Raw genomic sequence first — 21,966 nt, 5'->3', positions numbered from 1 at the left:
CCAGAAAGTGTCTGGCACTGAGTTAATCCCGTTTGAGATTAGTTTAAAATAATTCATACTGTTCTGAACGAGGATTGTCAGTTCGTCGTTTCACTGGCTCTCCCTGTTCAATTTCTTTCATGGTTTTTTGGAATAAAACACCTTCAATACAATAATACATAATTCCTGTAGTAATTAACTCCAGCGCCTTATCATTATTTCGCACAGTTGGAAAACTCCATGCGTGACTATCCTGTGGATCTTCTTCAATTAACTGAATGGTGGGATGGAAATAATTAATATCATATTCCAGATTTTCTGTCAGGCTGACTTTATACGCCCTTTCATTCTCGCCTGAATACATTACCCCAGATGATTTGCTGAACAACACCACATTGTGGCCGTTTGTACGAACCGCTCTCCGCTTTACTGATACGGATTCTTTTCTGACCTGCGTGGAGCGAAAGCTAATCCCGTCTAGCTGGAATTGTTCTGATACGCTCAGATATTCTGCAATCACCTGTGTAATCAGGTATCCGCTGTCCTGATTGTTGAACACTGGCAGTGTCAGTTTGTTGGAGAAGGTTTTCAGAAAGGCGGTTTTTTCGAGGCTCTTAATCGTCTCCGGGTCAAACACACTTTTTTTGCTGAAGACCAGCGCATCCAGCGCCGAGAGGTCGAGAATTCGTAAATCCTTTCGTGGAGCAAACGGGGCCACAATCACATGCGCACCGACCGGTGGCCGTATCTCTGCAATCGCGATATCCGGGGTTGTCGCACCATAAAAAACAGCAATACCGTTAGCATTCATTCGCCCGGAACGGGCCAGATGTGACGGAGGTGGGCCAAAGTTACGTTCTGGATGCCGCAGTTCCTTCTTAACGGCTCTCAGGCTCTCAAAATCCCTCGCCCGATATAAACGTGTTTCAGCGCCTATGGTTAAAATCGGAGATTCTTCTTTATCAGTACGGAACGTTTCAATATCAGAGAACAACTCATCAAGGAATTTTTTGACGGGGCGGTTAAAATATCGTGTTTTATTAGTCAGGGAGGTTTTCATGTCTTCCCAGGACTGGTTTATTTTCGCTGCTGAAAACTGGCGGTTGCCATAAATATAATCATCACTATAAATTTGACCATCATCCCAGTGACGAGGATTGTACTGTTCATAAAGCTCTTGGTATATATCATCAGCCACATCCTCATCTACGCCAAGTTCGCGCTGGATGACATCTTTTGCTGAATCCCCAATGTCATTCTCGCTGAAATAAAGACCATTTTCGGGTTCGTAATAATCTTCAAATACCTGGTGCATGAGATCGGCAATCGCCGTGATTGGCATGTTAGTGCGCTTATGATGACAGTAACTACACTCATCTTCGCGTGAACCTTGTGCCTTTATCATCGATTTAACGTACTTTTCCTCTACGCACTGATGACAGATAACCGTTTCGCCGTCCATACACACCCTGAGTTCGTTACAGTTCAGATGCACCTACTTTCCGATAAAGTTGATAATAATTCAATGTGGCCGCTCACGGGATGGTTGCCAGTGAGCACTGCGCTTAGAACAGTATGTGACGTGTAGGCGGTTACTCGCGCCAGATGAAACCCTGCCGGAAGGCTCAGACGGATTGTCAGACCCGCTCGATCTTGCTGAGCAATCCCTTCTTCATTTCCTGCTTGCGTAACCAGTAGCTGCGGTCAATATAATCATCTTTATTTTTATACAAATCAGTATAAGTTAATTCCATACCCGCTTTGATTTCCTCCACTATAACCAGCTTGAGATTATCATTCTCGCATAGATATAAAATATCATCGTCACTGACAAAATCATCTTTCCAGACTCGCTCCTGGAACGCCTTGAAAAAATGAGCTATCACCGGGAAGGCTATTATTAAAAATATTACTGAAAGCATTGCTAAGCTGTAGAACCGAATGGTTACACTGCTTGTCTTCCATGCGATTGCCAGTAGTAATGAGCCGGGAATGGTTAAAACAGTCATTGCAGCTTTGGATAGGTAATACTTATCTTTCACTTCATATGTGAAATTCTCCGAACCTTCATTCTCCCGATAGCGGGTCACAACTTTTTCAATTCTCTCATGCGCATCAGCGTGTGCTTGATTGCTCATCGGTTATCCTTCATGTGTCTGGCGGTCAGTGTGTCCGATTTCCCGAACCAGAATAAACAGCGACAGATTCGATTTTATACTGTTCCGGGTATCACTGCTTCTTCTCCCACGATGTAACATAGGTATTATCAGGACGTTTCAGGTATATAATTTCGCCAGGATATTTTCCTTTTTGCTCTACAGTCCAGATTTCCTTTTTTGTGGCTTCAGGTGTACTGATAGATACTGAAACGGTTTTATCTTTAGGGTGAATGATGGTGCAGCCAGGCTGGAAATGCATATCTTCCGGGCATTCGCTATCCCCATGCAATGTACCAGGTTTACCGTGGTCGTTCATTTGCCATCCGGGAGATATGACAATGACAGGTTGCTGTATATTCCCATATTTGTAGACCTGCATCATAACATCTTCCGTTATGTTTTTTGCTTTATCGCAACCTGTTAATATCAGGATTGTCGCTATCAGAAATATATATTTTCCACGCAAACTTCCCTTGTTCGTCATTATATTTTGCGTCTTTCGCTGACACGGGACAGGACGCATACCGATTGTTATACCGCAGAACTTGACCGGCGCAAATCGCCGCCCCCTGTTCTCCCACAGCCAGGATGTTATCGACGCGCTGTGCGATTTCCTGAGTAATGCCGGTAATTTTGGGTCTTTCACTTTTCTTCTCGCATGATACAAATTTACATCATAGAATATATAACAGTAAAGTGTTACATGCAAGATCGGATGTTCTCTTTTCCTACTCTTGCGGCTAAACGTACAAAGATCCGCAAACGCCGCATTCAGGGGGTTTGCGTATATGTAGTGTCTGTTTGTTATCGTGAGATACCAGATAGCGGATTTCTGACGACAGATGAATGGCGTTCGGGCTTTTCTTTATGCGGTAAAACGGCAAAACATGCGTAAACTTCCGCAGGTGAAGGTTTTCGCCTGGGTATTTATTTCAGTTCCGGTGTCAGGCCGGAAATCGTACACTTTTCACAACCCAGCAGGATAAGGTGATTTTTCACCTCATCAGGAGGAACGGCGATGAATAATGAAGAACGTAAGGATGTACCGGCGGGTCATGCGGAACACGATCAGGATGCAGAACTGACCAGACTGTTGACAGGCTTAGGCATTAATTCTGACGGTTTGTATTTGTCAAAAGAGCGCATCGAGGAAATCTCTGCCACTGATGCAGACGAAGAAAAACGTCAGCTTGCCTGGCGCTTACTGCAAATGCAGCAGTACGCACAAGGCTTATCATACCTGCGATTCCTCACCACTAAGCATGCACCGGGGGCCAACATCTTCAATCCCCTCGATCCGCTGGATGAACGCCACTTAATTAAAGGCAGCGACATCGCGCCAAAATCGTAATCCACTACGGGCATGCCGTCCCTCACGGCGGCGACGGTATTGCAGAGCAAGAAATCACAACAAGGAGAGCACTGATGACTGATACCGCAACATTCCTGTCCAGCCGCGACCGGTTTCGCCTGATGCTGCAAGAGTTTCCTCTACTGGCGCATTACTGGAATGCAGAAGAAAACTGCCTGCGCGAACAGGACATGAAACAGGATCTCGGAGTGCTGAGCCGGGGCGAGCAAATTATGGCGCGATTTTATCTGTCTGTCTGGAGCGCCGATAATCACGATTTTGATTTTCTCGATGCGGCAGGTCTGCTCGATAACAGCGCCAAACGTATTGTCATGACATGGTTTGCCGATCCGTTCTGGCCGTAGTTCAGGCATACCGATGCGCAGCCGTCTGCACCGGCTGCGCCACCGACACATACACTTAAGGAATAACACCCATGAAAATCACCGCTAACGGACTGGTATTTGAAGAAGGAGACTCGCTGTGCAAATGTATTCTGAGCAATACACAAGGCGAACTCTTTGCTTTTGTTCAGTGCCTCGATACCGGCATGGATGGTAAGGAAAGTGTGATGGTTAAGCGCTACTGGGGGCGTTACAGCCACGACGACCGCGCAGGGTCGATTGAAGACATTATGCGAAACGGCGGTAAATGGCCGGTATTACCTGACTGAATTGCGCATGCGCAAAATCGTTGTTCGGGAGCCACTACTGAGATAAGGACAAATGTTGGAAACTGCATTCTTTGATAATGATGAATTCTGCATGCTCATGGTTCATGCCATTTGTCGCAGGCACAGACACCTTGAAAGCGCTGCGCAGCGTAAGGCACTGGTCGGTGAGCTTCGGCTTATTATTTATGTTCATCCCCGTCCTGAAAGCTTCACAATTTTGTTAACAGAAACCCTGTCACGACAGGGGCGAAAATATCTGTCAGATCAGGATGACTGGCAAAGCAACCTGGCAAAGATTATCAGCGCACTCAACAATGCGCTGTTCGTGCGCACAACAACCGATGAAATTCACAGCACATTGTCTGAGGAAGATCGTTGTATAAGCCAGTTTCAGACGGATGGCAGATTTATGGAACTACTTCTGCGCTACGCACCGGTAGTTCCTCCTGCATGTATCGCCTTGCAGCTTGTCAGATATATCAATGTATACCCTGCGATACCGCACAGCATCACCGCCGCCGTGGTGACTATGATATTTCGCAACCTGCCACATCTGGAGTTACTGGATGACTCTCTGATGATGGAACCTGCAATTCGCGATGAATATTTCACCCCGGACACAGATCCCCGGTTGAGCTATGCCCTGTTTCTGGCCGACACGCTTTACTCGTATCTGTAATGTCATTTATTCAATCAGGAGTTCACTATGGCTAAATCACCGCTTTCTACCCAGATTAAGATTACAGACCTTTTGCAGAAGGGGCAGCTTGTACAGCCCGCTATTGAAGATAATGGCAAAGAGTTCACCTTTGATATTTCCGGCGACGTTCTGACGGTCACGGTCAAAGAAAAAGCCGTCCTGGAGCCAGCGTATAAACCTGCACCCGCTGACTTAGCAAAACTTGAGCAAAATATCGCTAAAAGCCCCTCAATTGGTGATCGCATGAATGAAGCTCGACCGCGCACCTTCAAAAAATAAGTTGTCAGCGAATGTCTGAACCGTTGTCATTACCCAGCGCCATGCTGATGCCGGTATCCGCTATCGACTGGACGCGGGTTTTCGCCATGCGCCAGCTTGCGGTTTCATCCTCGGATGCCCCCCGTACCTGCTTGCACCTGAAGTCGCGCTCCTGCTGAGCTACATGCACGATTTGCGCGAGCGCTGTTACTTTGAAACCCTGTGGAACTGTGGCGCCAGGCCAAATGAGGCACTGGCCCTCACGCCGCAGGACTTTGCCTTTGATGCCGCGATGCCTTATGTGACGCTGAAAACCCTGAAACAGCGCAACCGTGGCCGTGGCCGACCGCAAAAAGACGATCTTCCCGTGCGTAACGTGGCGTTGTGGGATGCCGATTACCGCGCCCGGATGCAGTCGCTGATAGCCACCTTTGGGATTCGGAAAACCGATTTACTCTGGCCGGGCCGCAGGCGTGGAGAGGATAAATCACCGGTTTCCGTTTCGGCTGATACGGTTGCGCGGTGGCTGAACCGGGCGTTACAGGAAGCAGAGCGTGACAGTGTAACGTTTAGTGTCACGCCTATCGTGCCGAAAACCTTCCGGCACAGTTTTGCGATGCACATTTTATTTAACCGGATACACCCGAAAGTGCTTCAGGCGCTGATGGGGCATAAGTCGTTTAAAAGTACGGAAGTGTATACCCGGCTATTCCTGTTTGACGTCGCCGGGCAGCATCAGGTCAGTTTTGGGTTTGACGTGGAACAGGCGCGACAGGCGCTGCGACTGGGTGTGATGAAGTAGCGCCTGGATTAACCAGCATTACCGGCCTGAACACACAGACCAGAGATACCGGCCAGCCAGTAAGGTCGACCCCAGCGCCAGAATCGCCAGCGCCAGCACAGCAGAGAAACGACACAGCACCGCCGTACCCGTCACTGCCATATCACTCACGTCATTCATGGCCTGCCATTCATCTAACGATGGCGGGTTCATGACGGCGCTCAAAAATAGATCCACAAATTCCATGCTATTCCCTGGGTATCTTTAATCTTCGACTGTGCCGATACGCTTTTGACAGTCTGTACAGTAGGCCGTTTTTTTCTCTTTCAGCTTAACGTAGTCCCACATATTACCATTTTCCGCATCACCACCGTCAAAGCGGTAAAACACAGACGTTGTGCCGCTCGCCGTGGCGCGAACAAAAAACTCAACCCCGCCGCAATGAGGGCATTCCTGTATCCCGCCAGCTATCTTCTTCATCGATTACCCGTCATTTCGTTATTTTAATGTTTTGAGATCATCCTGAAGCTGCTGGATTTGCCTGATATAGTGGTCGCGTTGAGGCAGTAATATCACCTCGCGATAATCAGGATCACTGTCTTCTTCAGTTTGTGGGTTCTCCAGACGCTCCTGCATATCCGCAAGCGCATCAGCAAGTTCTTCCTGTTTGGCTATGTTTTCGGCTCGGTTCATTTCACTCTCATATTCATATGCAGGTTGAGAAGACTACTGTTTATGCTGCTGCCGCCGCCATATTGCCGGTTCCACAGGCTGATTCTCTGACCACAACCCTCGCCGTGCTGTCCGGGCATCCTGTTCGTAGCGCAGGTAGGCAGGTGTCGTGGCATTGCCTTTGTAGCGGTAAACCCACGCCATCCCGGAATATACCTGTGTGGCGTTAATATCACGACCATCGAGCATCAGGGTAGCCAGTAATCGACCATACCTGTCCTGCTTATCGCCCACTGCCAGTACAATTTTCCCGGCCACCATTTCCGTCAGCACCTTTTTGGATCGCTGCCCAAAAGGCTGCATCTTTTCGGGGGCATCAATCCCGTTCAGCCTGACGCGAGTGGCGACACCTTCTGCCATGATCTCCACGGTATCACCATCCAACACCCGCACCACCTTTCCACTGATATCGGCCTGCGCAGTGAGAGGCAGGCACAACATTATCAGGGGGGCTGTCATCAACGCATATTTCATTTTCGCTCTCTGGACATATAACAGATAAGTGTTATCATCATGATACATATTTATATCATGTCAAGATTTATCCACTTAGTGAACTACACCAGAGGCAATAAGCATGAGTACAGCGGGGTAACACGATGGCTATTTTTATTTCATTACGTTGTGAATTGCGGGGAGAAGGACGTTCCAGATTTACCAACACCCGATGCTGGTCAGATGATAATGACGACCCGTTTGTCATGGCCGCAGATACCAAACGCAGTGCCAGCGACTGTATGAATGACTTATTCAGTGATGCGAAAGGCGCTGGCTGGCGAAAGATTAATGGCGGCTGGGTTTGTCCGAACTGCATTAAACATATCGCCACTCAGACCGATAACAGTACGCATGAGGCATGACGCAGACATGCCACAAACAATGCCTAATATTGGGAAGGATGAAATATGAACGTATTTAAGAATCTCCGTGAACTGGCTCGACCAGGCTGGCGCATGGAAGCCCTCGGAATGGCCGCGATAACGGGTTACTTTATTTCCATTTTTTATACCGAAGCCGGTGTGTTGGATGCCCCTCTGTTTATACAGGTGAATATACTACTGGTAATGGGGCTGGCGGCGTGTCTAACAGCCAACATGATCCGCTATTTCAGAAAAGGAAAGGAATCCGGCAAAAGTGATTTCTTCATGATAAGCGCCCTTTTAGCCGTCCTTCATGGCGCTTACTTTGCGATAAACAGCGCAACAATGAATTACTTCACCGCACATTCGCCTAAAGCGCCTCAAGCAACTTTTACCCTTCTGTCGGATATCTACCAGTACGCCTATTTCGCTTTTGCGCTTTATGCCTTTTACCGCGCAGGTCGCCGGTAATTTGCTTCTCGTTCTGCCGATAGCGTCGGCAGAACGGAGTACCTATAGCCTTGAATCCTGTCGCCAGCCGCCAATGCTCTGATGCAAATTCCGCTTCAGTTTATCAATCGAAGAATGTAACTCCCTGTATCCTGGGTTATCGTCACCGATAATCTGATCCCATTGTTCGTCAAGCGCATCCAGTTTCCGCGCCAGCGACTCCAGTTGCGACAAATGCTTTCTGGCAAGCTGGGTTTCTTCTTTGAAGGTATTCCTGTGGTTCAAAACACACCTTTTAAGTAGTGGTAACAAGAATAATTTTAACAGTAATTTGCATTAAGTTACATTCAGGTAATCAGATTAATCGCATAGGATTCACCGATTATTCACCCTCGGTGAATATCGCTAAATCTCCCCTGCTTTTCGATATTTGCGCATGCGCAAAGTCCTGCCCCCTTCTTGAAAGCGAAACGCAGAACTAGAATTGACCGAAAATCAGCAACTTCTTTGCAGGTTGCCTCAGTAAGCTTGAAATCATTCGCCATACAAATATACTGTACATATAAACAGTATTAATGGTGCTTATTATGAATATGGGTTCATTTCCATCGCCGTCTGAGGGCAGCGAAGACGCTCCGCTGGATCTGCATGCCTATTGTGTGAAGCGCCCAGCCAGCACGTACTTTCTTCGCTGCAAAGGGGTATCTCTCATCGATGGAGGAATAGCACCGCACGATTTACTTGTGGTGGATTGCTCTGTTAAACCCACGCACGGGGCGATAGTCATCGCCAGAGTGGACGGTGAATTGATGGTGAAGCGTCTGCAATTACGGCCCTTCCCGGCTTTAGTCTCGATGAACCCTGACCTGTCAGTGATCGAGCTGCCCCCCGATATGCTGGAGATATTTGGTGTGGTGACATTCAGCATCCGGGATCATCTGCATGTATCTTCATAGCGACGTGAATGCGTTCTATTGCAGCGTGGAGCAGGTTTTCAGACCTGACCTTGCCGGGAAGCCGGTTGCCGTTTTATCAAATAACGATTCTACGATTGTGGCGCTGAACAGCGAGGCAAAAGCCCTGGATTTGAAGCGGGGGCAACCCCTTTTCGAAGTGCTTCCTCAGATCCACCGACATAAGGTGCATCTGTTCTCATCTAACTACACCCTTTATGCCGAATTTTCTTCACGGTTCCATAGCGTTGTCGGGGAAAGCATGCCCCGCAGCGAAACCTACAGTATTGACGAAATTTTCGGTTCCCTCGCCGGATTCAGCCCTCAGTTTGATTACGAGACATTTGGCCGGGAACTGCGACAGAAGGTTTATCAGCAAACGTCACTGACCTGCGGAATTGGCATCGCTCCCACGAAAACCCTTTGCAAGGCAGCGACCGCAGCCGCCAAAAAATACAAGAAAACGCAGGGTGTGGTGGTGCTTGATGATCCTCACCGACGCGACCGCTTGCTGGCGCTAATGGACGTCAGCGATGTCTGGGGGATTGGGAGTCGCCTGGCGTTACGGTTAAAGACGGTTGGCATAAAGACCGCGCTTGAGCTTGCCCAGACTGATACCCGTTTTATCCGTCGCCTGATGGGTGTCGTTGTAGAGCGCACAGTACGCGAATTACGCGGTGAACCCTGTTTCGCTCTTGATGACAATCCCCCATCCCGACAGCAAATTGTCGTGTCTCGTTCCTTTGGTGAACGCATCACCAGACTGGACGATATGCAGCAGGCCATCTGTGCTTTTAGTTGCCGCGCCGGTGAAAAACTTCGCCGGAACAAAACCTATGCCAGCAGCATCACAGTATTTATGCAGAGCAGTCGCCATCAGCGCCATACGCCTTACATTTCCGCAATCAGGACGATACCCGTCCCGGCGACTCAGGACTCACGGGAGCTTGTCTGCGCCGCCAGACAAGCATTACAGCTAATCTGGAAACCTGGTATTCAGTATGCAAAAGCCGGTGTCATGCTGGGCGATTTAGGTGATGGCCGTGAACAACTCGATTTGTTCAGCCATCACACTCCAGGGAAAAACAATCTGGCGCTGATGCAATTGATGGACGCGTTAAACCAGAAGCAGCGTGGCACGTTATTTCTTGCAGGGGAAGGGATACAACGCCGGTACAAGATGAAGCAACAATGGCTTTCGCCCTGCTATACAACGCAATGGAAGGATTTACCGGTGGCATGGCTAAAATGACTGTACCTGCCTCCCATCATTTTTGCGCATGCGCAAATGACAGTCAGGCCGTGTGCTGGAGTCCGGGGGAAAACCCCGTCAGAGATGGCGGGGCGGGAAAGATAAACTTAACTACGTTGTTCCCTCAAGCGCTACAAACTACTCAATCCTCATTTGCTTCGTATTGTTTCAGGCCGTCTTTTCCTTCACGATCAATTATCTCCTTGAGCACACGCGGGTATTTCCCTACCCCTTTGTAATGGATCAGTTGCCCGTGAACACGGTAGCTTTGCACCGGCCCAACGGAGGGACGCTTTTTTGCCTTAATCAGTTCATCCGGCGCAATACCATCTTGCTTCAGTAAAGACAGGTGATGCTGGATTTTAGACAACCGTTCCTTTTCGTCTAAGTCATTCTGTTCCTGCTGGTTGATTCGGGTTTCCAGCACAGAAGTCAGATCGGCGCGGATGATGCTCAGTTCCCGCAAGTCCATTTTTTTAAACAACGATGACCGGCGGGGAACACTTCTCAGAAACTGAATGACTTCAGTCACGGTTGGAATATTTTTCTTCATTTGCGTGTCCGTTTTCCGCTGTTACTGATTTGAGTGTAAGGAGCAAACCCCGCATCCGTCAGCACAAAGTAATCCAGATCGCTCATCTGAAATGATTTCTCAGCCGTGGTGCTGTACCAGACAAATCCTTCCTTCAGTTCGTCATCATCGACATTCACGATCAGGCTGAACGGCTCCTGGTCAGGGCAGGATTTTTCCCGTCCATACAAAGGGGAATACAGCCCGGAAAGGGTGATCACCTTATCACGATTTTCCTTGTAGGTACTTTTTGCCCGGTAAATTGCCGAGTGTTTAAAATCAGTGATGTCAGAAAGTTTGATTTTAAATACTACGTACTTAACAAGCACCTCAATTAAAGGGGCGCTGGTCTTACTTAAAAGCGACATTGTTTGCGCTATTACCTTAGCTTTCCTCTTGTTAAGTAAGCTAATTTCCTCACTCATGCACAGTCACCCCTTAATTAAATTAATTAATGATTGCACAAAATATCGCTTTTCACAATCAGACAATATTTGAATTATAACAGATACGTGATACATTTTTATATCATGGCAATTAGATTGAGGATGGTTGATTGAAATCACTAAAACTGCTGTCTCTTGTTCTGCTGACGTTGACAGGTACGCCGGTTATCGCATCAGAAAGCACAACCTCTGTGGCTGTTGGGGAAATCTCCGCAATGGCGACAGATATTAAGACCGGTACGCCGGTGCTAACCAGGGATGCCCTGTTTGAACGGCTGACCCATCAGGAAAGTCGCGGTAATCAGTTTGGCCGCAATGGTCTGCCGCTAACATCGCCAAAGGGGGCGGTTGGTGTCGCCCAGATCATGCCGGAAACCGCACCTGAAGCATCAAGACTTGCAGGGCTTGTCTGGGATCACTGGCGATACCGGAACGATGCGACTTATAACCTGGCTCTTGGAAGGGCATATCTCGATTCGCAACTGGATCGATATGATGGCAATCACATCCTCGCACTTGCTGCCTACAATGCGGGGCCAGGCCGGGTTGACCAGTGGCTAAAGCGGTATGGCGATCCGCGCAGTGGTGAGATATCTAACGATGACTTTATTCGCCTTATCCCGTTCAGGGAAACGCAGGAATACGTTGCCACCATCCTGAATGGTGCTCCTGCAAAATATGCCTACGCCCCATCCCGGAACAAACCCGGCACGACCGCAGGGCAAAAGTTTGAATTTAAAGATGCTCATCCGGGCTTTACGTTCTCTGTCGCCGTAAGCAATTCCTTTGGTTCTAATGCAAAACTGGTCGGTGGCTTATGACACATTACCTGTTCACAATACTGATGGCTGTACTGGCACTGGCTTACTACCTGTGTCTGATGCCAGAACCTCATCTGCTGCCGGATAACCTGGCTATTTTCGGCGTGTTACCGGCGTTTATCGCGCTGCACATCGCCCTGCGACACATCGTTACCAGTAATGCCCTGCACGTTGGCCTGTTGATCATCAGCGCAGCATTTTTTTCCTTTTACAAAACATTCAGCGACGGAACGCCCTTTTTATACGCACTGATTGCAATCCACAGCCTGACTCTGATTGCGACTTTCTTCACCCTCCCAGTGTCCAGTACTGACATCGTTCAGGCTCCCGCCACTGACACCGATAACCAGGATGAAGACGAAAAATGACAGGGAAGCTCGTTGGCGCATTGCTGCTCGGACTGGGACTGATAGCCATTCTTCTGCTGGCCGGGATCAGTAAACGTCCTTCGCGCCCGTCTACTCATGCACCGGTTCGCAAATATCGCCTTTCACATGAATATGAAAATAAGGGATTTTCCGAAAAGGGGCAGAGCGAAGGGATGCTTGATATCCCTGCGAGTGCCAACAAGACAGACGTCCATCATTCCGGCCACGGAACTGACTCAATGCAAACTTCACTATCTGACACCGATTCCTCCCCTCCCGGAGATAACTTCTGATGAGTAATACCTCCATGCTTGCAGTAGCTGCCGTGTTTATCTTTCTTGTCCTGTATCCCCTGCTCTTTGGCAAAAAAAGTCGCCACCAGAAAAAACGAGAATCCGCAGAGCGGATTATTAGCAAGGTCGCTGAACTACAGCATCCGGGGCAGAAAATCGCCTACCTGCGCAAAGTTGATCCCTACGCATTTGAGGAACTGATTCTGACGTTGCTACAGCGTAAAGGGTTTGTGATTGCCAGAAATGAACGATACAGCGGGGATGGCGGTATCGATGGCCGGTTTCAACATCAAAACCGACTGTGGCTTGTCCAGGCTAAACGCTATTCAGGACGCATACGCGCTGAACACGTTAGCGCATTTGCCGATGTGCTGAGCCAGGCACAGTGTGACGGTATTTTCGTACACACCGGCAGCACTCCTTCCTCAGTTCGCGCCGCAGTCAATGCAGGCTCGGCCCGGCGAATTGAAATCATTTCGGGCGACCGGCTGCTGGCGCTTTTTGATTCGACGCTGAAACTCACGTTCTGATACACCTGTTAAGGATCGCACCATGTTTATTCGTAAAGCCCGGCACAACCAAATCTGTGAAGAACTTCGTAACCACATCATCATGCAAGACTGGAAGTTTGAGCGTTTTGATCTTTCCTATGATGGCGGTGGTGGGCCATATAAACGCATCTTAGAATGTCGAGAGGTTGCACAGTCTGTTACCGCATTGCCTGACGACGAACGCCGAGTTGTGCTGCATCGTCTGGCATATATCGATGCCTGGTTAAATCGCCTTATCCCTCTCATGACTGAAGGAATGAAGCCCCGCGATAAAGAAGCATGGGATCGAGCATTGAGTGATATTCCCGCTGAGCGGGTTTATGGCGATGCTTGGCATTATTGTCAGGTTGCGACCGGGGGGGAATCAGCATGAAAGTTAATCTCTGGAAAATGGTAAGCGCCACTGCGTCCTGTTGTTCCTGGGCAGTGCGCAATTTGCTGATACTGCCTGCGGGAATGCTATTTTTGCTGATCGCTCTGCTTTTCATTCACGATAAATCCACACCGGGTCAGTTTATCGTGGCCGTGATTAAAAATGCGGATGCCGTGACTGATGGTGTTCAGTGGAAATGGCGTGAATGCCAGCCCGCTCAAAAAGTACCTGGCCTTGAGGGTACTGGTAAAACAAAAACCATCGCTCCCCCGCCTGCATCCGTTCTGGCGGCAGATTGCCCTGAAGTGATATCAGACGGCGCGGGGTATGCGAGCCACATTGATCGCTCAATGATTAACGTTCTGGGAATGCTGTGGGCGGTGTTCGCTTTTATCTGCATAGGTCTGTCCTATCTGCTGCGCAGCACCCCTCATGTTTCTTTTACGCTTAAAAACCACTCTAAGGGCGCACTATGACGGAATTCATCTTCGTTCTGTTGATCGGACTGGTTGCACTACAGGCGTTCAGGCTTAGGCAAAGGCGAAAAGAGACAGATGCACTGCATAATGAAAACAGCACCCTGCGAGTCCAGCAGAAAATCATCGGAGAGATATTGCGCTGCCCCAAATACGGCCTCGCGTCACAATTTTGTCGAATCCGCGTCTATAACTCAGCCCTTTTAATAGCCCCGTCACCGCCCCCACACATCACGCGGCTTGAGCAGGACATTAAACTGGAAGTGATGCTCGGCAAGCTGTCATCATGGGCTGTAGGTAACAGGCTCATTGGCCGTGATGACATTGCGCCCACTTCACGCTACCGGGCTGATATTTATGACAAGCTGGCCCGTGAGAGTGATGAATTTGATGAATTGTCGTCTGATATCGCCATGATATTCCGTCTGCAAGATGATGTTCAGCGGCGCTACACCGTCAACGAGTGCCAGAGACAGATTCCCGGCTGATTAACGCAATTCCCACTTTTGCGCATGCGCAAACCACATTCAATAGCCAAACAAAAACCCCGCCGCAGCGGGGTTTCGACCATTCGGTTACAGTGATTTTTGTCGTGTGCGCTGCACCACCTCCTGCGTCTTCTCAACAACCCGGCTCAGCGTCGATGTCACCGCTTTATCAACGGCGGCCTCCAGCTTCATCATTATCCGGGAGCCGAAACTTAACCCAGTGCCAAACTGCTTATCGAAACTATCCATGTCACTTTTGGTGATTGAAACCTTCCTGTCCTGAAGCGCGGTTTGCCGGAAGCCCGATGTGGATCGCAGGTTATCAAAGAGTTTGCCCTTATCATCCGTAATAATTCTGAGATTAACCGCAGTTTTGGTTAGTGCGTTATGCAACGATTCCTGCGTGGCAAAGTTCTTTTTCCATGACTCCATCAGCGTGATTACATTGTCGAATTGCTTATCTTTGACGTTAAACATGTTATGGGTGTAACCCCATTCCATATGCCGCCATTTATCAGCATCAACGGTAATCAGTCGGTGATTAGCGAGCCGGACGTTCAACATCGTCCCATTTATTGACTCAACCACACCCTGAGACTTGGACGGTACTGATTTCCCATCCCCACTAACAAGCTTGTCTGCCGGAACTGACCGGGTAAAACGCAACTTCTCTCCCTGCTGAACCTGCTTTTTATCCACATGAAACACCTGTACGGAGTTGTTGCGACTGCCTGCTATCTCGCTGGCATTGATGCTCACACGTGTTCCATCGGCCACCGAACGGAGTCGCAGGACGTTTCCCGCTTTATCGATCGCCTCAACAGAGTAATAACCGCCTTTTTCAATACCGGGCCTCTGGCTTTCAAACATCAACACCTGACCGGTTTTGTAGTTTACAACTGATTTCTTTTCGAACGGGTCAAGGTTTGCGTTACGATATAAATCGGTGTTTATCGCCGCACCGGAAAGCGTCCCTTCCTTCTGAAGACCTTTACGGATCTCAACATCAACTTTGTTACGGGAAAAGTAGTCGGGGATGATGACGGCGGTTTTCTCTCGATCCTGAGACGAAAGATTGAGCCAGGTATCAGCCAGTACATTGAGGCGCACCTTGCGGTCGTTGCTGGCATTGTGCGGGTCACTGACTTCACTGACCATTGGGCTAATATGGTTCAGGGCTTCGTCAATTTTACCCTGTACCATCTTTTCTGATGCGTGATTAATAATCGGGTTCAGAGAGCGGTTAGCAAGGTCGAAATCAATGTTGGTTATCCCCTGGTCAGTCAACAACGAGGGCATGTTCCCCCATGCCAGCGCGTTCTCCTGGCGATCCGCAACCAGAATTACTCTGGCCCCGGCGTAACGCGCCGCCTGTTGCAGGCGTATGACGTTCTCAGCCCCCATCTGCGACACGTTTTCGACAACCCAGAGTTCTTTACCGGCTTTCAGTGTCTGACGCTCAGCAATACGCTGCTCCATCGTATCGAGGTGCTGGTAGATATTGCCTGAAGTTTTTATGTGCTCCCGAAGCTGCCTGACTCCTTCAGCCGTGGTAGAAAAGCCCTTAACCCGATATCCCCGCTCTTTGGCAATGTCTTTTCCAAGCTCCCGCATAACGTCGCGATGGCCGCTCAAATCGCTGCCGGTGATCAGCACGGCTTCATCACGGCTGGTCATCACCGTAGTCAGCGCTAACTTTGCCGCAGCCGATAGCGGCTCGGCCATTCCTCCCCTGACTTTTTCATCCCGCGCGGCCATATAGCGCTCAATGAGCGACTTACCAGCGATAGCAGGATAACGGTCTTTCCCCTGCAACATATGGCGTACTATCTGGGTTTCATGTCGGATGTTCTGAGGGAGAGTATAAAAATTCTCTCGATTGGGCTTGTCATGGTTAACATACGACAAACCGATCTCACCGCGCTGCCGGAGATTGTAGACAGCCGTTTCCACATCGCGAATGTCGTAAGTACCCAGGGTATTTTTGAGAGTCTCCGTCACCAGAGCGGTATGACTGAATACACCATGCTTAAGCGCCAGTTTCTCCGTCGCCATTGTGATATCGGCATAAAGCTGACGTGTATCCGTGTTACCTGCATTCAGTTGTACCGCAGCACGTTTGAGATCGCCCCCGGAAAACCCCTCCAGTGAAGTTGTTTTGTTCGCATCGTGCTCGGCCAGAGCGGTGATGACCTTTTTCACATCGTCCACATACAGTCTTGCACCTTGTCTTGCACGGCTCAGCGCAACATAAAAACTGCGCTCGTTAACCAGATTTCTGCGCCATGATTCAACCTGCGCCATGATGTTGTTTACGGTCTTACCCTGAGCTTTATATGCCGTCAGCGCATAGTTATGAGAGAGGTTGTGAAGTGCCGTGGAATCAAGGGTAATGCTTTTGCCGCTGCCGTTCTCAAGGGTAAAGGTCTTCGCGGCGGCATCAATTTGCGTCAGCGTAAATTCGTCACCATTTTTTACACCGAGATCTTTTCTGGATTTGGTGAAAACGAGTTTTTCATTCTGTGAAAATGACAGGCGCTGCGGATTAAACACGTCCACCGCAAATTTTGCGTTACCAGTGATAGTCGAAGGGTTAAATGACATTTCAACACCATCACGCGTCATCAACACTTCACCTGTGTCACGGTCGCGATCAGTCACATGCCAGAACTCGCCCTTTTTGAATCCATCGTGGTCTTGCTGGAATTCGACAACATGATACTTTGAATAATACCGGTAATCACTGCGTTCGGCTTCATTCAGATTTGCACTGGAGAGGCCACGAACCATGATTTCATTAGCCGGTAACTCTCCACGTTGTACACGGTTATCATGTACTTCCTTGTTGAACGTATCACGGCCAATATTGTCCGGGATAATGACCAGCGTATTGTCGCGTTCGTGTTCAGAAAGAGCCAGGTAGTCATCGAGGATACTGTGTTTTTCCATATCAAAAACCGATCCCTTCAGACGCTGAAACGCTCCCGAAAAATTGCGTTCAATGGAGTCATATACGGCCTGACGCAGATTTTCATTCTTCTGGCGAATAATTGTCGTGACCTTCGACGTCGGCATTTTAAAGTCCTGAAGAACGGCGAATGGCCTCCCCCAGTCAACCGCCTCCATTTGCCTATCATCGCCCAGGAGTAACAATTTCGCGCCGCTTCGCTCAGCTTCTTTAACAAGCGCGTGCATGTTGCTGGCCCCGACCATGCTGGCCTCATCGACCAGCCAGACTTCACGACTGCTGACCGTTCCCTTCATCCTTCGGAACAGGAATGAATCGACCGTGCTGGTCGTCAGACCGGTTTCATGCGCCAGGGTGTCTGTGGCCGAGCCAGTAGGGGCAAGGCCGAGGAAGGAGAAGCCTTTTGACTCGCCATACCCGATCAGGCACTGAAGCAGAGTTGTTTTGCCCGTACCAGCGTACCCCTGTATTGCAGACGCTAAATCCTGGCTACTGGCCGCATCGATTATGGCCTGTCTCTGGTCTGACGAAAATGCAAAAGGTGCGCCAAATTGCTGCGATTTTACACCTTCAAACTGGGTGATCCAGGCGGCTACATCGTCTCTCGCTCCTACGGCTGGTCGAGTCTGCTGACCATTGAGCATAGCGAACACCATCGCGCGTTCTTTTTCAAAAGCAGCCGGAGTGGTAACGGCCAGGCCTGGATCTTTGCTTCTTGAAGCGCGTGGAAGAAGTTCGCCGCTGTTAATCATTGACCGAATCACCTGAGCGATATCATCGGGTGACGCATGGCCGATGGTTAAACGCATCGATTCTTTCAGGATCGCATTGGCTGAGAAAACAGCCTCATCAGCCGCCTTTACCCGATAGGCAAGCCGCACATCCCTCACCAGATTTTGCACCTCCTGGTCGCTAAATTCGTAGGCATTCAAATATTCGCGCACCAGTTTATCGGTTGCTCTGGCAAGTGGCTCGGCAGACTGTTCGTCAAAATGCGAAGGTAGAGGCGCGTTTTCAGCTTTGCTTTGAAGTGTCGCTGACGGCTCAACACCACCGTCATGATATGAATTTGCATCATTCAGGCCCGAAGAAAGATTGTCATCATCCGTCAGCTCATCCCTGGTCGCAGTTCGCTGCGAAACAGTAGCCGGTTTCCCAGAATCACCTGTATGCGGCTGTGTCACGTTTTTGGATTCGCCCTGAGTGTCAGGCTGACTTCTTTCAATTTGTGGCTTCTGTCGCTCGCGAGCGCGTTCAATAACTGAGTCAAGATCAACGCCATGTTCCGCGACTGTCGCATCCCAGATTTCTTTCAGTTCTTCCAGGGGAATGTCCGTTTTGGTGTCGCGACTGTACAGCGCCGCTTTCTCCATCGATTTAGCATCGAACAGACCAAACTGATTTGCGCTCTCCAGTACCTGCGCCCTACGCTTTGAAAATGCCCCCAATAATGATTCAGGAACACCTTTTATATCCCAGAAACCATTTTTGTTATCGACGTCTTTCTCATCGCGTAATTCAATATCATAACCAAGACCAACTACCTTCTTGGCGAATATTGAGCGATAGGCCATTCCGATTGCTAACTGCGCCTCAAACATCTTCTTGGTTTCAAGGCTACGCCACTGCCCGGATGAATCCATAACAGCATTCATTACTACATTATGTGAATGAAGCTGCGGATCGTGTTTTCGCGATTCGGTATGAACATAACTGGCGTAAACTAAATTATCGACTTTCGCGTATTCAGCTTTTCCCTCATTTGAAATACGCGTCATAGCATATTCTCTCTCAACAAATGCCATCGCTTCTTTACAAGATTGGATATGTGCAGCAACAAGACGTTTATCACCACCAACCAGAGCGAGTACAGAAACACTTTTCGGAGCCGATAGAGTAAAATCCCATCCTGGAACATGTTCTATTACGCCCCCACTCCCAATCTTGCCTAAATGCGTTTCAGTATTTATTCGCCCTTCAAGTAACTTAACAAAATCCTCAGAATTCACCGGGCCGCTCAAACCTAAATGTTCGGCCCCTTTTCCTCCCCACGATGAACCTATATCACCAGAGTCTTTGTCATAATATTTATCAGGCGAACTATAATAAGCCGCTGCCTTTTTCGTGCTTTCCACTTTCGCAAGACTGAGCATTAAAATCCTCCACCGATATCAGGCTGTTTAATGGATTTTTCATTATTTTTAGTCGTCGTATCGTTTCTTGCCGCCCCGTTCTGTTCATGGCGCTGATTAAAGTCTTCAATTAACTGCTGAAAATGAGGGTCTTCGGCATACATCTGGTTAAAATCTGATTCGTCATCATCTTCAGTGTCACTTTCTGGTTTAGCACTTTGCGCCTGCATTGCCTGAGCAATCGGATTGAGGGTATTAGATTTTTCGGCTGCATCTGGACTATCTGGAGGCATGGTCGCAACGACAGGCTCTGATGCTGGTACAACATTGACTACAGTGGCCGGTGAATCAGCATTATCAACGGGTTGTGGGTTTGCCCCCTTGTCACCGGTAAACGTATTGATAACATCATCAAGAATTTGTGCTTTGGATTTTAAACTGTCTTCATCAGGAGCCACATTACCCTGCGGCTTCTGAGGCTTCAGTTCAGCACTGTCCATTTCTTTGTAAATAGTATCTAAAACGTCTTCTGGTCTGATTTCATTCTCCTGTGAATACAGCGCCATAAAGCTCTCATCCCGCAGCGCTTTTGTCTCAATGATGCCGGGATGCAGCAGCTTCATGTTATCGAATGGCATTTTGATTTTCGCTACAGGCAACCCCCGCCCAAGACGCAAATAACAGGTGTTATCTGGCAACGACATAATTTCACTTTTCAGAACAAGATTTTGTTCCTTACTGGCGCGGTTAATCGTAGTCGCATCACGAACTTCGTTTGCACCATAGCTTGTGTTTTCATTGGGCTTTTCGACTTCCTGATCACCCAATTGCTCGGCCAGCCAGCTAGCGCCTTTAACCCCATTGATACGGAACGCCGCAAGTGACCCAATGGAGTCCATCAGAATCTGTGCTTTCTTATCACCGTAAGTTGATTCGGCCTGTGCATTGGACTGAAAACCCAAAAACGGGAAGCCGCCAAACTTACGGCAAGTTGAAATATAATCGCATAGAGAAGGTATCTCATGCAGGGTTCCCGCCTCATCAACACCGGTGACGATCAGGCGGTCTTCGGAGGGTTCAAGAGTCAGAATTGCAGACATGGCCGATTCAAGCATCATTGTCATCATCGGCTTGAGTGTTTCTTTCATATCATCACGTACAGTAATAAAAACCCATGCGTCTGAATCCTCATCATGCGCCCAATCCCGGAATGAAAAGCGGGGGCCAGTCGGCAGCGCCAGATGTTTAAAATTACGGGTGTAAGCAGTGATAACAGCGCGTACAGAACCAGCTAACTTATCCAGTTCCAGATTCATAACGTTACGGGCATCGGTAGTGGCGACTACTTTAGCTATTTTATCGTTGGACATCCTTAGTATGATATTCATCAGATGTTCAACCTTCGGCTGTTTAAATCGCCGTCCAAGCTGTTCCAGCAGTGCTGAAAATAACAGTCGTGGCGCTTCCGTCCAGAAGGGATCCCCCCCAGAGTTGTGATCGGGAATTGCCGCCTTTGCCAGGCGGTCATACATCGCGGGATTTTTACCTTCAGCCCAGAAATCCCATGAATGAGATCGGGTATCAAAAACATTAAGAATGACGTCTTTACCAGGGCGATAAAAGCGCTTAGTAAACTCACCGGAAATATCATACAACACGGCCTTTTGACGCAGGCCACGCGCCTGACGAAGAACATCCCTGGCCGTGGTGGATTTACCAGTACCCGGAGAACCTATCATCGCAATGCCTGAGTTCTCCTGAAAGCGGATCAGGGGAACGCCTGCTATCGAAATTCGTGAAGGACGGCCATCCTCCTTAACCCTGTCTTTAGCTGCGGCTATTAAGTCGTTTATACCTACAGCTTTTGCACCACGAACATGTTCTTCCTTGCTTTCGTCTTTGCCTTTCTTCAATACGAACCGGAAAAGATACCAGGCTGCAATTAAAGCAATCAATGTTGAAAACAACAGGCTTCGTAGCAGGTTGCTGTAAAGTGTCGCCGCATGATTCTGCATCACCGCAGATGAAACAATTTGCTTATCTGTGACGTTTACCAGACGGCCATCAGGCAGGCGCAATGACGTTTTGCCGTTAACCATTCCAAGCTGATTAACAAACATCGAGGAATAGTAGTATTTAAGGCCCATGTACCAGTCGGTACTGTCGGTGAATCGGTATGTCAGTAGCCCGGTAGATAAGGCAAAGACAATGAACACGATTTTGAAGTAACGCATTAAGGTCTGATGCAGCATTCGGATGAAGTGCATCAAGACCTGACCGCCCCGGTTTAGCTCCGAAACAGTGCTGTTATCCTGCTTCTTGTCGCTCATA

The 21,966-nt window shown here is 48.8% G+C and carries 30 protein-coding genes; 17 read left to right on the top strand and 13 right to left on the bottom strand.

What is annotated here, in order from left to right:
- Positions 1 to 43 precede the first annotated feature (43 nt).
- The 3 genes from D8682_RS00350 to D8682_RS00340 all read right to left on the bottom strand — a co-directional run bounded on the left by D8682_RS00350 (position 44) and on the right by D8682_RS00340 (position 2,520).
- Positions 44 to 1,441, bottom strand: coding sequence for an RES domain-containing protein (locus D8682_RS00350; RefSeq protein WP_121813130.1), 1,398 nt, complete (start codon positions 1,439 to 1,441; stop codon positions 44 to 46).
- Between the two features lie 175 nt (positions 1,442 to 1,616).
- Positions 1,617 to 2,117, bottom strand: coding sequence for a hypothetical protein (locus D8682_RS00345; protein WP_121813129.1), 501 nt, complete (start codon positions 2,115 to 2,117; stop codon positions 1,617 to 1,619).
- A gap of 91 nt (positions 2,118 to 2,208) precedes the next feature.
- Positions 2,209 to 2,520 (bottom strand): hypothetical protein, encoded by a 312-nt coding sequence (locus D8682_RS00340; RefSeq protein ID WP_162302950.1) that lies wholly within the window; start codon positions 2,518 to 2,520, stop codon positions 2,209 to 2,211.
- Between the two features lie 636 nt (positions 2,521 to 3,156).
- On the opposite strand from D8682_RS00340, the gene D8682_RS00335 reads away from it, so the two are divergent.
- The 5 genes from D8682_RS00335 to D8682_RS00315 all read left to right on the top strand — a co-directional run bounded on the left by D8682_RS00335 (position 3,157) and on the right by D8682_RS00315 (position 5,141).
- Entirely contained in the window at positions 3,157 to 3,489 is a 333-nt protein-coding gene (locus tag D8682_RS00335; RefSeq protein WP_121813127.1) for a hypothetical protein, read from the top strand.
- Between the two features lie 74 nt (positions 3,490 to 3,563).
- Entirely contained in the window at positions 3,564 to 3,854 is a 291-nt protein-coding gene (locus D8682_RS00330) for a hypothetical protein (RefSeq protein ID WP_121813126.1), read from the top strand.
- 71 nt (positions 3,855 to 3,925) lie between these two features.
- Positions 3,926 to 4,162, top strand: a complete 237-nt coding sequence (locus D8682_RS00325) for a hypothetical protein (RefSeq protein WP_121813125.1) — start codon at positions 3,926 to 3,928, stop codon at positions 4,160 to 4,162.
- A gap of 52 nt (positions 4,163 to 4,214) precedes the next feature.
- Positions 4,215 to 4,841: a hypothetical protein gene (locus D8682_RS00320; protein ID WP_238392763.1), complete on the top strand. Its 627-nt coding sequence runs from the start codon at positions 4,215 to 4,217 to the stop codon at positions 4,839 to 4,841.
- Positions 4,842 to 4,868: 27 nt separating this feature from the next.
- Positions 4,869 to 5,141 carry a hypothetical protein gene (locus tag D8682_RS00315; protein ID WP_121813124.1) on the top strand — a complete coding sequence of 91 codons (273 nt, stop codon included), beginning with the start codon at positions 4,869 to 4,871 and terminating at the stop codon, positions 5,139 to 5,141.
- Between the two features lie 4 nt (positions 5,142 to 5,145).
- Here D8682_RS00315 and D8682_RS26985 read toward each other — a convergent pair whose 3' ends face one another.
- Entirely contained in the window at positions 5,146 to 5,310 is a 165-nt protein-coding gene (locus tag D8682_RS26985) for a hypothetical protein (protein WP_238392762.1), read from the bottom strand.
- On the opposite strand from D8682_RS26985, the gene D8682_RS00310 reads away from it, so the two are divergent.
- Positions 5,305 to 5,922, top strand: coding sequence for a tyrosine-type recombinase/integrase (locus D8682_RS00310; protein ID WP_238392761.1), 618 nt, complete (start codon positions 5,305 to 5,307; stop codon positions 5,920 to 5,922). The two genes, D8682_RS26985 and D8682_RS00310, sit on opposite strands and share 6 nt — an antisense overlap.
- Positions 5,923 to 5,940: 18 nt before the next feature.
- On the opposite strand, the gene D8682_RS00305 is transcribed toward D8682_RS00310, so the two are convergent.
- The 4 genes from D8682_RS00305 to D8682_RS00290 are packed head-to-tail and all read right to left on the bottom strand — an operon-like array spanning position 5,941 to position 7,107.
- A complete protein-coding gene (locus D8682_RS00305; protein WP_121813123.1) occupies positions 5,941 to 6,147 on the bottom strand; it encodes a hypothetical protein in 207 nt (68 codons plus the stop codon).
- Between the two features lie 18 nt (positions 6,148 to 6,165).
- Positions 6,166 to 6,381 (bottom strand): hypothetical protein, encoded by a 216-nt coding sequence (locus tag D8682_RS00300; protein WP_121813122.1) that lies wholly within the window; start codon positions 6,379 to 6,381, stop codon positions 6,166 to 6,168.
- Positions 6,382 to 6,399: 18 nt separating this feature from the next.
- Entirely contained in the window at positions 6,400 to 6,594 is a 195-nt protein-coding gene (locus D8682_RS00295; RefSeq protein ID WP_121813121.1) for a hypothetical protein, read from the bottom strand.
- Between the two features lie 33 nt (positions 6,595 to 6,627).
- Positions 6,628 to 7,107 carry a thermonuclease family protein gene (locus tag D8682_RS00290; RefSeq protein WP_121813195.1) on the bottom strand — a complete coding sequence of 160 codons (480 nt, stop codon included), beginning with the start codon at positions 7,105 to 7,107 and terminating at the stop codon, positions 6,628 to 6,630.
- Positions 7,108 to 7,232: 125 nt separating this feature from the next.
- Here D8682_RS00290 and D8682_RS00285 point away from each other — a divergent pair, with 125 nt between their 5' ends.
- On the top strand, positions 7,233 to 7,493 hold the full coding sequence (locus D8682_RS00285; RefSeq protein WP_121813120.1) for a hypothetical protein: 261 nt from the start codon (positions 7,233 to 7,235) through the stop codon (positions 7,491 to 7,493).
- Between the two features lie 45 nt (positions 7,494 to 7,538).
- A complete protein-coding gene (locus tag D8682_RS00280; RefSeq protein ID WP_121813119.1) occupies positions 7,539 to 7,964 on the top strand; it encodes a hypothetical protein in 426 nt (141 codons plus the stop codon).
- Positions 7,965 to 8,006: 42 nt separating this feature from the next.
- On the opposite strand, the gene D8682_RS00275 is transcribed toward D8682_RS00280, so the two are convergent.
- Positions 8,007 to 8,228 (bottom strand): hypothetical protein, encoded by a 222-nt coding sequence (locus D8682_RS00275; RefSeq protein WP_121813118.1) that lies wholly within the window; start codon positions 8,226 to 8,228, stop codon positions 8,007 to 8,009.
- A gap of 302 nt (positions 8,229 to 8,530) precedes the next feature.
- Between D8682_RS00275 and D8682_RS00270 the strand changes: the two genes are divergently transcribed.
- Positions 8,531 to 8,899 carry a S24 family peptidase gene (locus tag D8682_RS00270; protein WP_238392760.1) on the top strand — a complete coding sequence of 123 codons (369 nt, stop codon included), beginning with the start codon at positions 8,531 to 8,533 and terminating at the stop codon, positions 8,897 to 8,899.
- Positions 8,886 to 10,148 carry a translesion error-prone DNA polymerase V subunit UmuC gene (gene umuC / locus D8682_RS00265; protein WP_121813116.1) on the top strand — a complete coding sequence of 421 codons (1,263 nt, stop codon included), beginning with the start codon at positions 8,886 to 8,888 and terminating at the stop codon, positions 10,146 to 10,148. The genes D8682_RS00270 and umuC overlap by 14 nt, the downstream gene beginning before the upstream one ends.
- A 142-nt stretch (positions 10,149 to 10,290) precedes the next feature.
- Here the strand turns inward: umuC and D8682_RS00260 are convergent, their stop codons facing one another.
- Complete coding sequence (locus D8682_RS00260) at positions 10,291 to 10,701, bottom strand: H-NS histone family protein (RefSeq protein ID WP_121813115.1); 411 nt, start codon at positions 10,699 to 10,701, stop codon at positions 10,291 to 10,293.
- On the bottom strand, positions 10,698 to 11,144 hold the full coding sequence (locus D8682_RS00255) for a hypothetical protein (RefSeq protein WP_121813114.1): 447 nt from the start codon (positions 11,142 to 11,144) through the stop codon (positions 10,698 to 10,700). The genes D8682_RS00260 and D8682_RS00255 overlap by 4 nt, the downstream gene beginning before the upstream one ends.
- Before the next feature lie 131 nt (positions 11,145 to 11,275).
- On the opposite strand from D8682_RS00255, the gene D8682_RS00250 reads away from it, so the two are divergent.
- The 7 genes from D8682_RS00250 to D8682_RS00220 are packed head-to-tail and all read left to right on the top strand — an operon-like array spanning position 11,276 to position 14,535.
- Positions 11,276 to 11,986 (top strand): lytic transglycosylase domain-containing protein, encoded by a 711-nt coding sequence (locus D8682_RS00250; protein WP_121813113.1) that lies wholly within the window; start codon positions 11,276 to 11,278, stop codon positions 11,984 to 11,986.
- Complete coding sequence (locus tag D8682_RS00245) at positions 11,983 to 12,354, top strand: hypothetical protein (RefSeq protein ID WP_121813112.1); 372 nt, start codon at positions 11,983 to 11,985, stop codon at positions 12,352 to 12,354. The genes D8682_RS00250 and D8682_RS00245 overlap by 4 nt, the downstream gene beginning before the upstream one ends.
- Positions 12,351 to 12,647 (top strand): hypothetical protein, encoded by a 297-nt coding sequence (locus tag D8682_RS00240; RefSeq protein WP_121813111.1) that lies wholly within the window; start codon positions 12,351 to 12,353, stop codon positions 12,645 to 12,647. The genes D8682_RS00245 and D8682_RS00240 overlap by 4 nt, the downstream gene beginning before the upstream one ends.
- On the top strand, positions 12,647 to 13,177 hold the full coding sequence (locus tag D8682_RS00235) for a restriction endonuclease (RefSeq protein WP_121813110.1): 531 nt from the start codon (positions 12,647 to 12,649) through the stop codon (positions 13,175 to 13,177). Before D8682_RS00240 ends, D8682_RS00235 begins: the two co-directional genes overlap by 1 nt.
- 22 nt (positions 13,178 to 13,199) lie before the next feature.
- Positions 13,200 to 13,571 carry a hypothetical protein gene (locus D8682_RS00230; RefSeq protein ID WP_121813109.1) on the top strand — a complete coding sequence of 124 codons (372 nt, stop codon included), beginning with the start codon at positions 13,200 to 13,202 and terminating at the stop codon, positions 13,569 to 13,571.
- Positions 13,568 to 14,047, top strand: a complete 480-nt coding sequence (locus tag D8682_RS00225; RefSeq protein ID WP_121813108.1) for a conjugal transfer protein TraP — start codon at positions 13,568 to 13,570, stop codon at positions 14,045 to 14,047. Before D8682_RS00230 ends, D8682_RS00225 begins: the two co-directional genes overlap by 4 nt.
- On the top strand, positions 14,044 to 14,535 hold the full coding sequence (locus tag D8682_RS00220) for a hypothetical protein (RefSeq protein ID WP_121813107.1): 492 nt from the start codon (positions 14,044 to 14,046) through the stop codon (positions 14,533 to 14,535). The genes D8682_RS00225 and D8682_RS00220 overlap by 4 nt, the downstream gene beginning before the upstream one ends.
- Before the next feature lie 87 nt (positions 14,536 to 14,622).
- Here the strand turns inward: D8682_RS00220 and mobF are convergent, their stop codons facing one another.
- Both mobF and D8682_RS00210 read right to left on the bottom strand, forming a co-directional pair.
- Complete coding sequence (gene mobF, locus D8682_RS00215; RefSeq protein WP_121813106.1) at positions 14,623 to 19,656, bottom strand: MobF family relaxase; 5,034 nt, start codon at positions 19,654 to 19,656, stop codon at positions 14,623 to 14,625.
- Positions 19,656 to 21,965, bottom strand: a complete 2,310-nt coding sequence (locus D8682_RS00210) for a type IV secretion system DNA-binding domain-containing protein (protein ID WP_121813105.1) — start codon at positions 21,963 to 21,965, stop codon at positions 19,656 to 19,658. Before D8682_RS00210 ends, mobF begins: the two co-directional genes overlap by 1 nt.
- Between the last annotated feature and the right edge of the window lies 1 nt (position 21,966).

Source organism: Buttiauxella sp. 3AFRM03 (assembly GCF_003675305.1).
GTDB classification, from domain to species: Bacteria; Pseudomonadota; Gammaproteobacteria; order Enterobacterales; family Enterobacteriaceae; genus Buttiauxella; species Buttiauxella ferragutiae.
This window is presented reverse-complemented; position numbering and strand designations above follow the sequence as displayed.

Coding starts and splice junctions, on each gene's coding strand:
- D8682_RS00340 (WP_162302950.1), bottom strand. CDS start 2,520: ATGATGCAGGTCTACAAATATGGGAATATACAGCAACCTGTCATTGTC.
- D8682_RS00320 (WP_238392763.1), top strand. CDS start 4,215: ATGTTGGAAACTGCATTCTTTGATAATGATGAATTCTGCATGCTCATG.
- D8682_RS00290 (WP_121813195.1), bottom strand. CDS start 7,107: ATGAAATATGCGTTGATGACAGCCCCCCTGATAATGTTGTGCCTGCCT.
- D8682_RS00255 (WP_121813114.1), bottom strand. CDS start 11,144: ATGAGTGAGGAAATTAGCTTACTTAACAAGAGGAAAGCTAAGGTAATA.
- D8682_RS00310 (WP_238392761.1), top strand. CDS start 5,305: ATGCACGATTTGCGCGAGCGCTGTTACTTTGAAACCCTGTGGAACTGT.
- D8682_RS00330 (WP_121813126.1), top strand. CDS start 3,564: ATGACTGATACCGCAACATTCCTGTCCAGCCGCGACCGGTTTCGCCTG.
- D8682_RS00345 (WP_121813129.1), bottom strand. CDS start 2,117: ATGAGCAATCAAGCACACGCTGATGCGCATGAGAGAATTGAAAAAGTT.
- D8682_RS00270 (WP_238392760.1), top strand. CDS start 8,531: ATGAATATGGGTTCATTTCCATCGCCGTCTGAGGGCAGCGAAGACGCT.
- D8682_RS00285 (WP_121813120.1), top strand. CDS start 7,233: ATGGCTATTTTTATTTCATTACGTTGTGAATTGCGGGGAGAAGGACGT.
- D8682_RS00305 (WP_121813123.1), bottom strand. CDS start 6,147: ATGGAATTTGTGGATCTATTTTTGAGCGCCGTCATGAACCCGCCATCG.
- umuC (WP_121813116.1), top strand. CDS start 8,886: ATGTATCTTCATAGCGACGTGAATGCGTTCTATTGCAGCGTGGAGCAG.
- D8682_RS00295 (WP_121813121.1), bottom strand. CDS start 6,594: ATGAACCGAGCCGAAAACATAGCCAAACAGGAAGAACTTGCTGATGCG.
- D8682_RS00300 (WP_121813122.1), bottom strand. CDS start 6,381: ATGAAGAAGATAGCTGGCGGGATACAGGAATGCCCTCATTGCGGCGGG.
- D8682_RS00280 (WP_121813119.1), top strand. CDS start 7,539: ATGAACGTATTTAAGAATCTCCGTGAACTGGCTCGACCAGGCTGGCGC.
- D8682_RS00245 (WP_121813112.1), top strand. CDS start 11,983: ATGACACATTACCTGTTCACAATACTGATGGCTGTACTGGCACTGGCT.
- D8682_RS00325 (WP_121813125.1), top strand. CDS start 3,926: ATGAAAATCACCGCTAACGGACTGGTATTTGAAGAAGGAGACTCGCTG.
- D8682_RS00220 (WP_121813107.1), top strand. CDS start 14,044: ATGACGGAATTCATCTTCGTTCTGTTGATCGGACTGGTTGCACTACAG.
- D8682_RS00230 (WP_121813109.1), top strand. CDS start 13,200: ATGTTTATTCGTAAAGCCCGGCACAACCAAATCTGTGAAGAACTTCGT.
- mobF (WP_121813106.1), bottom strand. CDS start 19,656: ATGCTCAGTCTTGCGAAAGTGGAAAGCACGAAAAAGGCAGCGGCTTAT.
- D8682_RS00315 (WP_121813124.1), top strand. CDS start 4,869: ATGGCTAAATCACCGCTTTCTACCCAGATTAAGATTACAGACCTTTTG.
- D8682_RS00235 (WP_121813110.1), top strand. CDS start 12,647: ATGAGTAATACCTCCATGCTTGCAGTAGCTGCCGTGTTTATCTTTCTT.
- D8682_RS00210 (WP_121813105.1), bottom strand. CDS start 21,965: ATGAGCGACAAGAAGCAGGATAACAGCACTGTTTCGGAGCTAAACCGG.
- D8682_RS00240 (WP_121813111.1), top strand. CDS start 12,351: ATGACAGGGAAGCTCGTTGGCGCATTGCTGCTCGGACTGGGACTGATA.
- D8682_RS00350 (WP_121813130.1), bottom strand. CDS start 1,441: ATGGACGGCGAAACGGTTATCTGTCATCAGTGCGTAGAGGAAAAGTAC.
- D8682_RS00225 (WP_121813108.1), top strand. CDS start 13,568: ATGAAAGTTAATCTCTGGAAAATGGTAAGCGCCACTGCGTCCTGTTGT.
- D8682_RS00260 (WP_121813115.1), bottom strand. CDS start 10,701: ATGAAGAAAAATATTCCAACCGTGACTGAAGTCATTCAGTTTCTGAGA.
- D8682_RS00335 (WP_121813127.1), top strand. CDS start 3,157: ATGAATAATGAAGAACGTAAGGATGTACCGGCGGGTCATGCGGAACAC.